This is a genomic window from Streptomyces sp. 6N223, assembly GCF_052246635.1.
GTDB lineage: Bacteria > Actinomycetota > Actinomycetes > Streptomycetales > Streptomycetaceae > Streptomyces.
In genome coordinates this window covers 98648-113369 of sequence record NZ_JBQQCA010000018.1, presented here as the reverse complement: position 1 = coordinate 113369, position 14722 = coordinate 98648, and the positions used below count along the sequence as shown (strand labels likewise).

Here is a 14722-nt window from a genome sequence, read left to right as displayed (position 1 = left end):
GGGGTGTGGGCGGCCGGGGGTCCGGGGGCGGAGCCCCCGGCACCGGCCCGCAGCGGGGCGGTGACGCCCGTGCCCCGCCCCATCGACGTCGAGGCGTACGCCAAAGGTGTGCTCGCCCGCTCCCGCGCGCACGTCGCCCGCGCCATCACCCTTGTCGAGTCCACCCACCCCGACCACCAGCACCAGGCCCAGCAGCTCCTCCTGGAGCTGCTGCCCCACGCCGGCCGCGCGCAGCGCCTCGGCATCACCGGCGTTCCCGGCGTCGGCAAGTCCACCTTCGTCGATGCCCTCGGCACCCACCTCACCGGCCTCGGCCACCGCGTGGCCGTCCTCGCCGTCGACCCCTCCTCCACCCGCACCGGCGGATCCATCCTCGGCGACAAGACGCGCATGAGCCGCCTCGCGGCCGACCCGGCGGCGTTCGTGCGCCCCTCCCCCAGCGCGGGCACGCCCGGCGGCGTCGCGCGCGCCACCCGCGAGTCGATCGTCGTGATGGAGGCGGCCGGCTACGACGTGATCCTCGTCGAGACCGTCGGCGTCGGCCAGTCGGAGACGGCCGTGGCGGACATGGTCGACGCCTTCCTCGTCCTCGCCCTCGCCCGCACCGGCGACCAGCTCCAGGGCATCAAGAAGGGCGTGCTGGAGCTGGCCGACCTCATCGCCGTCAACAAGGCCGACGGCCCGCACGAGCGCGACGCCCGCGCGGCGGCGCGCGAACTCGCGGGCGCGCTGCGGCTGCTGAACCGGCCGGAGGAGCCCGAGGGCTGGCGCATCCCCGTGCTGACCTGCTCCGCCCTCACCGGCGCGGGCCTGCCGGAACTGTGGGACCGGCTGGAGCACCACCGCCGCCTCCTCCACGCCACCGGTGCCCTGGCCGCCAAACGCCGCGAGCAGCAGGTCCACTGGACCTGGGCCATGGTCCACGACCACCTCCTGGACCGCCTCCACCGCGACCCCGCCGTCGCCCGCCTCGCCCCCGCCCTCGAAGACCAGGTACGCGACGGCACGCTCACCCCCACCCTCGCCGCCCAGCGCCTCCTCCAGGCGTTCGGAAAACCACCTGCGCAACCGCGTTGACCGCCCGCACACTGGGTCGGTGCAGGCAGCGATCTCCGTCACACCCACCCGGATGCCCGAGCTGCTGCTGGGGCTCGCCACCGTGCGGCCGGTCTTCATCTGGGGCGCGCCCGGGATCGGGAAGTCCTCGCTGGTGCGGGCGTTCGCCGAGTCCCTCGGCTTGGAGTGCGTGAGCCTGCTCGGCACCCAGCTCGCGCCCGAGGACCTGATCGGCGTGCCGCAGATCCGCGACGGCCGCTCCGTGTTCTGCCCGCCGGAGGCGATCGCCCGGCCCGAGCCGTACTGCCTGTTCCTCGACGAGCTCAACGCCGCTACGCCGGACGTGCAGAAGGCGTTCTACTCCCTCATCCTCGACCGCCGCATCGGCGGCTACGAGCTGCCGCCCGGCTCCATCGTCATCGGCGCCGGCAACCGCGCCACCGACAACGCCCTGGCCCGGCCCATCTCCTCCGCGCTGGTCAACCGCCTCGTCCACGTCCACCTCCAGGCTTCGGCCACCGACTGGCTCACCTGGGCGGGCGAGCACGGCATCCACCCCTGGGTCACCGACTACCTCACCGACCGCCCCGACCACCTGTGGGCCAAGCCGCCCAAGACCGAGGAGCCGTTCTCCACGCCGCGCTCCTGGCACATGCTCTCCGACGCCCTCCACTCCTTCGGGGCGGGCCTGGACGAGGACACCCTGAAGGCCATCGCGCACGGCACGCTCACCCCGGCCCACGCGGTGGCGTTCTGCGGGTACGTCAAGATCGTGCGCAGCCGCTTCGGCCTCGACGCGATCCTCAAGGGCGACGCCCGCTGGCCGCACCGCGTCGAGGACCGCGACCTGCTGTACTACCTGGCCGACGCGTTCCGGGGCCGCCTGGTCAAGGAGCTGCCCGCCTCCCGGGAGCACGCCTCGCCGGCCGCGCGGCAGACCGCGCACCGCGCCAAGGCGCTGCTGGTGCAGCTCGCCGAGATATCGGTCGAGGTCGCCCAGACCGTCATCGCCGAGGACGCCGACGGCAACCCGGTGCTGCCCGCGTGGTTCCTGGTGGAGGCGGCCCGCGACATGCCGCGGCTGGTGGAGGCGCGCCGGTGAGCCGGACCCGGAAGGGACGGAAGCGCCCCGACCCGGCGGCCGAGGCGTTCGCCGCCGGGGTGAAGCTGGCGCTCGCCAGCCCGGCGCTCGCGGCGCTGGAGGCCCGGCTCTGCCGGGAGAAGGACTGCGCCTCGGCGCCCCGCGACGGCCTGCTGCTGGTGGACTCCTGCGGCGTCGTGCACGCCCACCCCACGCGGCTCGCCGAGCCCGCCGAGTGGGCCTGGGCGCTCGGGCACGCCCTGATCCACCTCGGCTTCGGGCACGTCCCGGCCGCCAAGGAGCCGCGCGCGCAGCCCGACCGCTTCGACCTGACCGCGCGCTGCGCCGTCGTCAACCGCTTCCTGCTCACCTTCACCGTCGGGCAGCCGCCCGAGGGACTGCCCGCCTCCTACCCGGACGGCGACGAGGAGCAACTCGCCGCCCGCTGGCGCGCCTCCGCCTCCGGCATCCCGGCGGCGTACGAGCGCCTCGGCACGGCCGGCGGCGAGCCCGACCAGCTGCTGGTGCGGTGGTCCCCCTACGCCGGCCAGCCGCCCGACTGGCAGCTGGCGTTCGCCCACGCCTTGGCCCGCACCGTCTCCGCCACCATGGACGAGGCGGGCGGGCGGCGGCGCGAGGGCCCGCTGCGGCCCTGGGAGCGGGCACTGTCGTGGTTCGTCTCCTCCTATCCGCTCCTCGGCGGCGTCGCTGCCGGGATGGAGCTGGTCGCCGACGCCGAACTCGCCCGCGCCCACGGCATCTCCACCGCCGCCGTCAGCGCCGAGGCCGGCGAGATCTACATCAACCCGCTGCGCCGGCACACCGACGAGGAGTGGCGCTTCGTCCTCGCCCACGAGATGCTGCACGCCGCCCTGCGGCACGGCGAGCGGCGCGGCGGGCGCGACCCGTACCTGTTCAACGTGGCCTGCGACTACGTCATCAACGGCTGGCTGCGCGAGATGCGCGTGGGCGAGATGCCGGAGGGGCTGCTGTTTGACGCGTCGCTGGCGGGCCTGTCCGCCGAGGAGGTCTACGACCGCATCGTCACCGACCTGCGGCGGATGCGGCGCCTGGCCACGCTGGCGGGCAGGGGCCGGCCCGACATCCTCGACAACCCCCTCATCCCCCTCGGCGGCCCCGGCGACTACGTCGACCTCGACGACTTCTACCGGCGTGGCCTGACCCAGGGCCTGGAGATGCACCAGCAGGGGCAGACGCGCGGCCTGCTCCCGGCCGGCCTGGTCGAGGAGATCCGCGCCCTGTCCCACCCGCCCCTGCCCTGGGATGCCCAGCTCGCCCGCTGGTTCGACGAGTACGTGCCCCGGCCGGAGCCGGTGCGCACCTACGCCCGCCCCGCGCGCCGCCAGGCGGCCACGCCCGGCATCCCGCGCGCCGGGCGTTACTTCCCGCCCGAGGAGGTGCCGCGCTGCACCTTCGGCGTGGTCCTTGACACCTCCGGCTCCATGAGCCGTACCCTCCTCGGCAAGGCGCTGGGCGCGATCGCCTCCTACGCCTCCTCCCGCGACGTCCCCGCCGCCCGCGTCGTCTTCTGCGACGCCGCCCCTCACGACGCCGGGTACCTGCCGGTCACGGAGATCGCCACCCGCGCGCGGGTGCGCGGGCGCGGCGGCACGGTCCTGCAGCCCGCCATCGACCTCCTCCACCGCGCCGGCGACTTCCCCGCCGACGCCCCGCTGCTGGTCATCACGGACGGCGACTGCGACGTGCTGCGCGTCCGCCGCGACCACGCCTTCCTGATCCCACGCGGCGCCCGCCTGCCGTTCACGGCCCGGGGGCCGGTCTTTCATGTGAGGTGAAGGGCATCGGGCCGCCTTGATCGCCACGACTGCGACGGGATGCACCTGCTGATCGCTGTTGCGTGCCATTTCGTCGCAGTGGACGGTTGAGGCCCCACGTCACGGCAGCCATCCAGATCCTGGCCCGCAAGGGTTAGGACCGTTGCCGGCGCAGCAGCCATGAGGCGGCGATCGCCACGACCACGAGGCCCAGGGCCGCGCCCGCGGCGGGGTAGCGCCAGGCGGGTGGGGCGTCGGAGGCGGAGAGGGCGTCCGCGGCGGGGGTGGGGTCGGGGGCGGGGGTGGCGGCGTCGTCCGTGGGGGTTGGCTTCGGGGAGGCGGTGGCGGAGGGCGAGGCGGAGGGCTCCGGGGCGGTGGCCTCGGGTGGGAGGGCGGTCAGGCGGATGCGGTCGGCGGTGTGGTGGACGGCGTAGGGCGTGCCGTCGAGGGTGATGGTGTCGGTGGAGAGGCCGACGGGCTTTCCCTCCACGGTGAGGGTGGCGTCGGGGGCGAGGAGGATGGCGGCGCCCTCGGTGGCGGTCAGGTGCTGGAGGGTCTGGTCGCCGCCCGCCTGCCGCAGGTCGAGCGTGGCGTCGGCGGAGGTGAGGCGTACGCCGCTGCTGCGGGAGAGCGAGCCCGCCGAGAGGGTGAGGGTGCCACGGGCGATCGTGGTGCGGCCGGTGTAGCTCACCTCGCCCGCGAGGACCGTGCCGGCCGGGCCGTCCTGGGTGAGGGAGCCGGAGCCGCTGACGCGGGAGAGGGTGACGGGCTCGTCGGCGTTCTGGGCGACGAGGCGGCCGTCGAGGACGACCTCGCTGTGGGCGCCGTCGGTCATCAGGCCGCCGTCGCCGCCCGCCTCGCCGGTGCCGAGTCGCAGCACCGCGCCGCGCTCGACGGTGGTGGCGCCGTCGTAGTACTGGTGGGCGGCGAAGGTCACGTCGTTGCCGGGGATGGAGGCGATGACGATGTCGCCCTGGCCGGGGGCGGCGAGGGTGTCGTGGAAGACGCCGCCGCCGATCGGGGCGCCGAGGGTGACCGGGCCGTTGTAGGCGAAGGTGAGCCCGGAGCGTACGCCGTTGGCCTCCAGGAGGTTGATGTACACGGTCTCGGCGGTGCCGGGCATGAAGATCTCGCTGGTGGTGCCGTCGCCCCACTGCACGTCGGCGCCCTTGATGTTGGTGCCGCGCTTGTTCAGGTCGTGGTCGATGGGGGTCCAGTTGAGGGCGGGGTCGCTGAGGGAGGGGTCGGTGTCGCCGCCGGTGTCGGAGTAGCTGTAGGTGCCGCCGAGGACGACGCGGCTGCCGGGGCGGGACTGGACGTTGATGTCGCTGCCGTACTCGCGCTGGTAGAAGTCCTGGTTGAGGGTGATGGTCTGGCCGAGCGGGGTGTCGACGGTCCAGGTGCCCTGGTTGAGGATGGCGCGGGCGCCTGGCAGCGCCACGGGGAACTCCGGCCGCCCGGCGGCCGTGCCGGTGCCGTTGTCGATGACGCCGGAGAACGGGTGGGTGCCGGCGAGTTCGAGCGTGCCCCACAGGAAGCGCGGCTGGGTGACCAGGCCGGAGCCGCTGATGGTGCCGAGGTTGAAGCTGGTCGTGAGGGAGAGGCGGAGGGTTCCGTCGACCTGGATGTTGTTCTGGTTGAGGCGGAAGCCGGGCGTGGCGTAGGGGAAGTGGCCGATGAGGCCGGTGGTGCCGCCGGTGCCGTACTGGAGCGTGGCGCCGGGGTCGACGATGACGGCGGGCGGGTCGGGGTCGCTGACCGTGGTGTACGGGTGGTTCCCGCCCTGCACGCTGACGCTCTGGCGCTGGCGTTCCTCGGGGATCTCGAAGTCGCTGTCCCGGGTGAGGATCAGCGTGCCGCCGCCCGTGACGCGCAGCGTGCCCACGCCGCTGATGACGCCGTCGTAGGTCGTCGTCTCGCCGTCGGCCAGCCGCACGACCGCGTCGCCGGCGAGCACGACGTCGCGCCCGTCACGGATGTCGGCGGTGATGTCGTGGGCGTCGTCGGCACGGGCGGCGGTGAGGAGTGACGGCGGGGCCAACGCCGCGAGCAGCAGCGCGAGCACGGCCCCGGCGCGCAGGAAACGTCTCATGCCCGGGGGACGCGCGGCGGGGCGGCGGATAACGGAAATCGCCGCGTGACCTCGGATCGTGAGGGCGAGGTTGACCACGACGGCCACGGCCCGGGCGATCAGCAGCGGCCACCGCCGCGTCCTGGCCGACCTGGCCGTCCTGGCGTACCTCAACCGCGGACTCCGGGTCGCGGCGATGCGACTTCGTTGAATGTGCCATGCATCGGCCAGATCGTGGCTGAGAACCGGTTACGCAATGGCCAACGGGGCGCTACCGTTGCTGCGGGAGCGCTCCCATGAACGGCTGGCAGATGCCGCGATGGGTCGCAGGACCAGGTGCGGTCGGGCACCTGTCGTGGCGAAAACTCCTAAGGAGACCCCCCACATGGCCAATCGACACCCCGACGCGGGGCACCGGGGCGACCGGCAGCGGTCGCGGTTCCGGTCGCCTCGCGTCCTGAGCCTTCTCGGAGCCGCGCTGCTGGCTCTCGTGGTGGCGTCGCTGCCAACTCCTTCGTCCGCGCACGGCGTCACCATGTCGCCGGGCTCGCGCACGTACCTGTGCTACAAGGACATGGTCGAGAGCGGCAACCAGACGCCTTCGAACCCGGCCTGCGCCGACGCGGTCGCGGAGACGGGCACGACGCCGCTGTACAACTGGTTCGCCGTGCTCGACTCCAACGCCGACGGCCAGACCGAGGGCTACATCCCGGACGGTGAGATCTGCAGCGGCGGCCACAACGGACCGTACGACTTCTCCTCGTACAACGCCGCGCGCGCCGACTGGCCGACGACCCACCTCACGGCGGGCTCGACCATCGAGATCCGGTACAGCAACTGGGCCGCCCACCCGGGCGACTTCATCGTCTACTTCACCAAGGACAGCTGGACGCCGGACAAGCCGCTGGCGTGGAGCGACCTTGAGGAGGTCCAGACGGTGACCGACCCGCCGCAGGAGGGCGGCGCCGGCGACGAGGGCGGTGCCTACTACTGGGACCTCCAGCTCCCGGAGAAGTCGGGTCAGCACATCATGTTCATCCACTGGACCCGGTCCGACAGCCCGGAGGACTTCTACGCCTGCTCCGACGTGGTCTTCGACGGCGGCAGCGGCGAAGTGACCTTCTGACGCACGACCGCTCGTTCACTCCTCGCGGGCCCGCCGGGCGCTGACCGGCGGGCCCGCGGCATGCGCGGCCCTCACCGCCCGCCCCCGCATCCGCGGGGGCGCTTTCCGTATGCGTGCACGCCCGCACACTTTGCGCTCATACCTCTGAAGTTTCGAAGGAAAGTGTTGAAACTTCTATTGACGACGCACAAAGCCGTTTCTACGTTGGCCGCAGTTCCGAACCACTTTCACAGGAGCCGCCATGTGCTACGGACTTCCGAATGACAGAGCGCTCTCCATGGCACGCACCCGGCGCGCCACCGGCAGGCGCTCCTTGCTGCGGGGCGCCGCCGCGGGCGCGGTCGGCGCCGCCGCGCTCGCGGCGGGGGTGGCCGCGGCCCCGGCCGCGAACGCCGCCCGCGCGCCGCGTCCGCGGACCCGCCCCGGCCGCTGGGCGTTCGTGCCGCCCGGCAACATCAGCATCCAGCTCTACACGATGCGCGACGCGCTCGGCGGCTCGCCCGGCTACGACGCGACGCTGCGCACGATCGCGGACCTCGGCTACCCCAAGGTCGAGCAGGCCGGCTACTACGACCGCACCGCCGCCGAACTGCGCGCCTTCCACGACGAGCTGGGCATCCGCACCACCTCGGCCCACGACGGCATCGCCCCCGACGAGGCCGCGCTGGAGAAGAAGCTGGAGAACGCCGTCACCCTCGGCCAGCGGTTCTCCGTCGTGCCCTACCTGATATCGGAGAAGGCCGACGACTGGAAGCGCTGGGCCGAGCAGATGAACAACGAGGCCGCCGAGGCGCGCTGCCACGGTCTCCGCTACGGCTATCACAACCACGCGCACGAGTTCACCATCGACCTCGGCAACGGCCTGACGCCGTGGCAGATCCTCACCAACGAGCTGGACCCCTGGCTGGTCCACCTGGAGATCGACATCTACTGGGCGGTGACCGGCGGCATCGAGAGCGGCGACGGCGTCGAGGACCCCGAGGGCTTCGCGATCGACGTCATCCGCTCCGCCCCGCAGCGGGTGCTCCAGTACCACGTCAAGGACCGGGACCCCGACACCGGCGACATGGCCGACCTCGGCACCGGCATGATCGACTTCGCCCGCGTCTTCCGCGCCCACCAGGTGCTGGAGTACATCGTGGAGAACGACACGCCCGACGTCACGCCGGAGCAGACCGCCGAGATCGGCTACGCCTACCTGCGCTCGTTCTCCTTCCCGTCCTGACGCCCCTCGGCTCGTCCGTCGGCTCGTCCCCCGGCTCGTCCGTCGGTTCCCCCGGCGGTTCGCCGCCGAGACCGCTCGCCACCCTCCTCCCTACGGACCCCCACGCATCCCGCGCCTGTTTCGTTTGCACGAAAGGTCCGCACATGCGCTCGCGCACCACCCGCGTCACCCTCCTGTCCGCCGCCGTGGCCGCCCTGGCCGCGTCTCTCCTCACCGCACCCGCACCCGCCGCCCTCGCCCGCGAGCCCTCGCCCGAGCCGGACACGCCCGCGGAGGAGGACTTCCAGAAGGTCACCCTCAACGACACCCCGGGCGAGCCGATCGACCTCGCGGTGCTGCCGGACCGCCGGGTGATGCACACCACCCGCAGCGGCCAGGTCTGGCTCAACGACCCCGGCACCGGCCTCAACACGCTGGCCGCCGAGCTCGACGTCTACCAGCACGACGAGGAGGGCCTGCAGTCCATCGCCGTGGACCCCGGCTTCAACGGCGTCACCAACACGTGGGTCTACCTCTACTACGCGCCCCCGATGCACACCCCGCTGGACGACCCGGAGACCCCCGACGTCAACGAGGGCGACGCCCCCCTCAATGGCGACCCGGAGGACTTCGAGCCCTTCGAGGGCGTCAACCGCCTCTCCCGCTTCAAGCTCGTCGGCGACGAGATCGACCTCTCCAGCGAGCAGCGGATCCTCGACGTCGAGGTGGACCGCGGCATCTGCTGCCACGTCGGCGGCGACATCGTCTTCGACAGCGACGGCCTGCTGTACCTGTCCACGGGCGACGACACCAACCCCTTCTCCTCCGGCGGCTACGCCCCGATCGACGAGCGCCCCGACCGCAACCCGGCGTACGACGCGCAGCGCAGCGCGGCCAACACCAACGACCTGCGCGGCAAGGTGCTGCGCATCGACGTGAACCGCGACGGCTCGTACGACATCCCGAGCGGCAACCTCTTCGCGCCCGGCACGCCGGACACCCGGCCCGAGATCTACCTGATGGGGCTGCGCAACCCCTTCCGCATCGAGATCGACCCGGAGACCGACGCGCTCTACGTCGCCGACTACTCGCCCGACGCCGGCGAGGCCGACCCGGCGCGCGGCCCGGCCGGCACCGGCAAGTGGTTCGCGGCCGAGGAGGCCGGCAACCACGGCTGGCCGTACTGCGCCACGCCCGAGCTGCCGTACGTCGACTACGACTTCGCCACCCAGGCCTCGGGCGAGCCCTTCGACTGCGCGGCCCCGGTCAACGCCTCGCCGCACAACACCGGGATGACCGAGCTGCCGCCGGTGGTGCAGCCGGAGATGTGGTACGGCTACGGGGAGTCCGAGGAGTTCCCCGAGCTCGGCACCGGCGGCATCGGCCCGATGGCCGGCCCGGCGTACGACTGGAACCCGCTGGCGTCCCTGCGCCCCCGCCCGGTCGCCTGGCCGCGCGCGTACGACGGCATACCCCTCTTCTACGAGTGGACCCGCAACTACATCAAGGGCTTCGAGCTGGACGAGGAGACCGGCGAGCTGACGGGCGTCCAGGACGTGCTGGCGTCGATGGACATCATCGGCCCGATCGACATGGAGTTCGGCCCGGACGGCGCGCTGTACGTCCTGGAGTACGGCAACGGCTACTTCCTGGAGAACCCCGAGGCCCAGGTCGCCCGCATCGACTACCTGGGGCCGCACGGCAACCACACCCCGGTGCCGGTGGCGTCGGCGGACGTCACCAGCACGCAGGACACCTCGCTGACGGTCCGCTTCTCCAGCGAGGGCACGGAAGACCCCGAGGGTGACCGGCTGCGGTACGCCTGGGACTTCGACTCCGACGGGGACATCGACTCCCGCGCGGCGAACCCGACGTACACCTACGAGGGGGTCGGCGCCTACACCGCGAACCTGCGGGTGACCGACGCCGGCGGCTGGGACCGCGGCCGGGCGGCCTCGGCGGAGGTGGACATCGTGGTCGGGAACGCCACTCCCGAGCTGACCTTCGTCACGCCGAAGGAGGGCGACTCCTTCGCCTTCGGCGACCGCGTCGCCTATGAGGTGAGCGTCACCGACGACCAGCAGGTGGACTGCTCGGCCGTCACCGTGTCCTACATCCTGGGCCACGACGACCACGGGCACCCGCTCACCACGGCCTCCGGCTGCAAGGGGACGATCCAGACCTCCCTGCCCGATGGCCACGACCCGGGCGAGGACGAGCTGCGCGGCGTCTTCAACGCCAGCTACACCGACCCGGGCGAGGACGGCCTGCCCCCGCTCACCGGCAGCACGGAGGTGGTGCTGACGCCGACGAGCTGATCGCGGTCAGCCGGTGCCCGGGCCCGGCCCCTGCTGGCAGCCCGGGCACCAGTAGGTCGGACGCTCACGGCCGGGCGCCTCGTGCGAGGCGGAGGCCAACGCCACGGCGTTGCCGCACCGCAGGCACGGGCGCCCGGCCCGCCCGTACACGTGCAGCCGCTCCCGGAGGCCGGCGGCCGTCGTGGTGCGGCCCAGCCGGTCGCGGTTGGCCTCCAGCAGCCGCTTCGCGGCGTCGATCAGCTCCGCGGGGGCAGCGAGCTGGCCCACCGGCAGCCAGGGCGTGGCGCGCGCCAGGAAGCACAGCTCGGCCATGTACACGTTGCCGATGCCCGCCATCACGCGCTGGTCCAGCAGCGCCGCGCCGAGCGGCCGCGCCGGCTCGGCCAGCAGGCGGCGCCGCGCCTCCTCCGGGTCCCAGTCGGGCCCGAGCAGGTCGGGCCCCAGGTGCCCGACGACCCGCCGCTCCTGGGCGGTGCGCAGCAGCTCCAGCACCGGCAGCCGGTAGCCGACGGCGGTGCGCTCGGCCGTGGCCAGGACGGCGCGGATCTGATGCCCGGGGCCGCCGCGCCAGCGTTCGCCGGGCCCGTAGACGTGCCAGGCGCCGTCCATCCGCAGGTGCGAGTGGAGAGTCAGGCCGCCTTCGACGCGGGTCAGCAGGTGCTTGCCGCGCGGCACGACCTCCAGCACGGCGCGCCCCCGCAGGTCCACGGTGGCCAGGCGGGGCACGCGCAGGTCCGAGCGGACCAGGGCGTGCCCGGCCAGCGCGTCGTCCAGCCGCCGCGCGGCCTGCCAGACGGTGTCTCCCTCGGGCATGCCTCCATCATGTGCCACTCGGCGCGCGCCGGGGCCGGCGCCCGTTGCGCACGCCCTCCCAGAACAGCTTCTGCGCCAGCAGCGTCAGGGTTCCGGCGAGCAGGATGCCGCTGAGGTTCAGGCCGAGCTGGATGAGGGAGCCGCGCGCGTCCGACTGGTGCCCGTAGGTCATCGCGAGCGCGACGTGGGCGGCGGCGGGCACGGTCGTCACCGAGATCGCGACCCCGACCAGCGCACCGGACTTCGCCGAGGTCAGCGACAGTATCCCGGCGATCCCGGCGAGGATCGCCACGACGAAGGACATCTCGTCCGGCTGCCAGACGAACTCCACCGCCGGGTGCGGCTGGGAGAACCGCTCCTCCGAGAACAGCCCCCGCCCCTCGAGCAGAGCGGCGAAGGCACTGGTCAGCCCCATCGCGACGGGAAAGCCGACGAGCAACGCGGCCAGCGGGCGTATCGCCTGGCGCGGCGCCCACCGCACCAGGCTGGTGCACACCCCCGCCAGGGGGCCGAACTCCGGGCCCACCACCATGGCCCCGACCAGCAGGATGGCGCTGTCCAGCATCACGCCGCAGGCCGCGAGCATCGTCGCGACCGTGAGGAAGGTGAGGTAGGTGAGGCTGAGGCGGGACTCCTCCTGCGTGGCCTCGCTCAGCGACTCCCAGACCACCGCGTCCATGCCCGCGCCGGGCGCGTCCTGCTGGGCGCGCGCGGCGCGCTCGGACATCGACAGCTCGACGCGCTCGGCCATCACCGCGCCGGCCTCGGGCAGGCCGAGGCCGCGCAGCTCCGCCAGCAGCTCGTCGGCGGCCTCCCGGGCCACGTCGCACTGCACCACGTCCCCCACCGGATCCCGCGCGGCGCCCGGCAGCACCACCAGGTGCGCCGTGCCGACCGTGTCCTGGATCAGCGCCACGACGGCATCGGTGCGGGCGGCGGGGCTGATCACCCGCAGATGCAGCATGCGGGCAGCTTAGTTCGGGCCCGAACCGGTCACGCGGGCGGCCAGGCGTTGGCCAGCAGCTCCTGGAAGTGCGCGGGGAACCACTCGCCGTTCAGCGGGGCGTTCGGCAGCGCGCCCGTGGGGTTGTAGGCGTTGGCCGAGCCGCCCCCGTACGTCGGGTCGCACATGGGGGAGTAGCCGCCGCCCTCGATCGGCAGCGGGATGCTGGAGCCGTCCGACTCGCCGGGCGGCTTGATCCAGGCGTAGGCGTCGACGCCCGGCTCCGGCGCGGCGGCCGGGCGCTCGCCGAGGCCGGAGCCCGCCTGGTTGCACCAGTTCGCGGCGTGGACGCGGCGGTCGACGCGGCCGCCCTCGACGTACTCCTCGGCGGTGGTGCGCGGGCCGGGGCCGGTGGGGCGGTCCGGGCCGCCCCAGCCGTTGCGGGAGGTGTCGATCAGCACGCCGAGGCCCTCGTCGAAGCCGCGCGCGATCAGCGCCTCGCGGAACGCCCGGGCGTAGGGCAGCTCGTCGGCGAAGGCGTTCCCCGCCAGCCAGCTGCTGCCCTCGCGCACCGGAACGCCGTCCACCACGTCGTCCACGGAGAAGTACGGCTCCCGGGTGGCGGAGTAGTCGGCGACGTTGGTGGCCAGGCCGTGCACGTACGCCGGGGAGGAGCCGGAGGCGCCGGCGGCCAGCTCGGCCAGGCCGGCGGCCTCGCGGAGGGTGTCGTCGAAGCCGAGGCGGCCGTGGTGGCCGATGTCGAGGTAGGGATAGGCGTTGGGCAGCGGGCCCAGGCGGGAGAGGGCGTAGCCGATGGCGTCGAGGTAGACGCCGCTGGCGTAGACCTGCTCGCAGCCGGCGGTGGCGGCCGGGCCGCCGCCCGCGAAGGTGACCAGGTTGGGCAGGGCGTCGGGCTCGACGACGGCGACGACGCGCAGCTCGGCGTAGGCCGGGTCGGCGATGATCTCCACGATGGGGTCGATGAACTCCTCGCGGTAGCGCGGCAGCTCGTCCGGGCCCAGCTCGGCGGTGGTGTACAGCCAGTCGCAGTCGCGGCCGGGGATGTCGTGGAGCACGAGCTGGACGACGTCGGCGTCCTGGGCCAGGGCCTCGTCGAGGTGCTCGCGCAGGTTCATCGCGTCGCTCTGGGTGTCGATGTCGGCGATGCGATCGAGCCACACGGCGGTGGGCTCGCCGGCGACGGCCTGGCCTCCGGGCTCGGCGGCGGCGTGGGCGGACCACTCGGGGTTGGTGTAGACCCGCGCGCCGGCGTAGGGATTGCCGGCCTTGTTCGGCGGCTGGGCGGTGGCGGTGGCGGTGGCGTTCGCGGCAGGGGCCGAGACCGGCGCGGCCAGGGTCAGCGCGAACCCGAGGACGAGGGCGAGCTTCACGGCGTTCACGGCGTTCGCGGCCTTCATGACGGCCTCTCCGTCTCTCTGTCCGTCTCCTCCGCGACGGCCCCGCCGGACGCGGCGGCGTCCGGCGGGGCCGTTCTCCGGGCGTGGCTTCAGGTTCAGGCTCAGGCTCAGGCTCAGCCGAAGTTCACGTCAGAGCAGATGAAGTAGGTCTGGTCCAGGTGAGACGCCTGCCAGATCGTGTAGACCACGTGGTGTCCGGTGCGTCCCGGGGCGCTGATGTCCTCGACGACGTAGTCCTCCTGCTGGGGGTAGCTTTCGGTCGTCTTCACCAGCTCCAGGTCGTCCCAGCCCAGCGGCTCGCTGGTGGGGTCGTACCCCTGCTTGGTCACGTAGACCTCGATGAAGTCGGCGCCGTGGCTGGCGTTGTCGTGCAGGTTGAGGGTGAAGGTGTTGCTGACATCGGTCGGCGTCCAGGCGCCGACCTCGTCGAGCGAGCTGGCCAGGCCGCCCTGGGCGTCACCCGCGCTGCACAGGTTCCCGTCCGAGATGGCCGACTTCCAGTCGCCGGCCAGGTTCTCCTGGAAAAGGCTCATCCAGTTCCACATGGTGTTCGGGTTTTCCTGGAACGCCTGCCAGCACATGGGGTCTTCCTGCTCCATGGCCGGGTTCTGGTGGTCCTCGCCCCAGCGCTCCGCGCAGCCGTAGGCGCGGCCCGCAGGGTCGACGACCGAGCCGTGGGCATCGGCGCTGTCCGTCCACGGGAAGAGGATCAGGCCGAGCGACGCCGCCAGGAGCGGCGCCAGGACCCGCAGCGTCCACCTGCGGGGCTGGGCTTGCGTGTGTGCATGCATGTGCGCGTACTCCGTCTTCCGGAAGGTATGGGGGGTGTGGGGGTGGTGTATCCGGCGATGGGAGCGCTCCCAAGTTTAACGGGCACATTACCCGATGACATCTTG

11 protein-coding genes and 1 pseudogene are annotated in these 14722 nt (G+C 73.0%); 7 read left to right on the top strand and 5 right to left on the bottom strand.

The features are described 5' to 3' along the window. The first annotated feature begins 69 nt into the window (after window positions 1-69). Genes meaB through ACTWQH_RS14180 form a run of 3 tightly spaced genes read left to right on the top strand, consistent with a single transcriptional unit; the run spans window position 70 to window position 3954 of the window. A complete protein-coding gene (gene meaB, locus ACTWQH_RS14190; RefSeq protein ID WP_443286863.1) occupies window positions 70-1077 on the top strand; it encodes a methylmalonyl Co-A mutase-associated GTPase MeaB in 1008 nt (335 codons plus the stop codon). A 19-nt stretch (window positions 1078-1096) separates the two neighbouring features. Beyond that, window positions 1097-2158 (top strand): ATP-binding protein, encoded by a 1062-nt coding sequence (locus tag ACTWQH_RS14185; protein ID WP_443286858.1) that lies wholly within the window; start codon window positions 1097-1099, stop codon window positions 2156-2158. Continuing rightward, the gene (locus ACTWQH_RS14180) at window positions 2155-3954 is read left to right on the top strand and encodes a vWA domain-containing protein (RefSeq protein ID WP_443286857.1); all 1800 of its coding nucleotides are present in this window, start codon (window positions 2155-2157) and stop codon (window positions 3952-3954) included. The genes ACTWQH_RS14185 and ACTWQH_RS14180 overlap by 4 nt, the downstream gene beginning before the upstream one ends. 133 nt (window positions 3955-4087) lie before the next feature. Here ACTWQH_RS14180 and ACTWQH_RS14175 read toward each other — a convergent pair whose 3' ends face one another. Then, window positions 4088-6025, bottom strand: a complete 1938-nt coding sequence (locus ACTWQH_RS14175) for an autotransporter (protein ID WP_443286856.1) — start codon at window positions 6023-6025, stop codon at window positions 4088-4090. Between the two features lie 58 nt (window positions 6026-6083). On the opposite strand from ACTWQH_RS14175, the gene ACTWQH_RS14170 reads away from it, so the two are divergent. The 4 genes and pseudogenes from ACTWQH_RS14170 (at window position 6084) to ACTWQH_RS14155 (ending at window position 10652) form a co-directional block, all read left to right on the top strand. Continuing rightward, complete coding sequence (locus ACTWQH_RS14170; protein WP_443286855.1) at window positions 6084-6215, top strand: hypothetical protein; 132 nt, start codon at window positions 6084-6086, stop codon at window positions 6213-6215. A 174-nt stretch (window positions 6216-6389) separates the two neighbouring features. Further along, window positions 6390-7124, top strand: a pseudogene (locus tag ACTWQH_RS14165) (lytic polysaccharide monooxygenase auxiliary activity family 9 protein); the annotation flags it as partial. Between the two features lie 283 nt (window positions 7125-7407). Continuing rightward, window positions 7408-8355, top strand: coding sequence for a sugar phosphate isomerase/epimerase family protein (locus ACTWQH_RS14160; protein WP_443286854.1), 948 nt, complete (start codon window positions 7408-7410; stop codon window positions 8353-8355). Window positions 8356-8498: 143 nt separating this feature from the next. After that, a complete protein-coding gene (locus ACTWQH_RS14155; protein WP_443286853.1) occupies window positions 8499-10652 on the top strand; it encodes a PQQ-dependent sugar dehydrogenase in 2154 nt (717 codons plus the stop codon). A gap of 6 nt (window positions 10653-10658) precedes the next feature. On the opposite strand, the gene ACTWQH_RS14150 is transcribed toward ACTWQH_RS14155, so the two are convergent. The 4 genes from ACTWQH_RS14150 to ACTWQH_RS14135 all read right to left on the bottom strand — a co-directional run bounded on the left by ACTWQH_RS14150 (window position 10659) and on the right by ACTWQH_RS14135 (window position 14617). Then, window positions 10659-11465, bottom strand: a complete 807-nt coding sequence (locus tag ACTWQH_RS14150) for an Fpg/Nei family DNA glycosylase (protein WP_443286852.1) — start codon at window positions 11463-11465, stop codon at window positions 10659-10661. A 7-nt stretch (window positions 11466-11472) separates the two neighbouring features. After that, complete coding sequence (locus tag ACTWQH_RS14145) at window positions 11473-12429, bottom strand: DUF389 domain-containing protein (protein WP_443286851.1); 957 nt, start codon at window positions 12427-12429, stop codon at window positions 11473-11475. A gap of 29 nt (window positions 12430-12458) precedes the next feature. Beyond that, on the bottom strand, window positions 12459-13826 hold the full coding sequence (locus ACTWQH_RS14140) for a glycoside hydrolase family 6 protein (protein WP_443286850.1): 1368 nt from the start codon (window positions 13824-13826) through the stop codon (window positions 12459-12461). A 113-nt stretch (window positions 13827-13939) separates the two neighbouring features. Then, window positions 13940-14617 (bottom strand): lytic polysaccharide monooxygenase auxiliary activity family 9 protein, encoded by a 678-nt coding sequence (locus tag ACTWQH_RS14135; protein ID WP_443286849.1) that lies wholly within the window; start codon window positions 14615-14617, stop codon window positions 13940-13942. Between the last annotated feature and the right edge of the window lie 105 nt (window positions 14618-14722).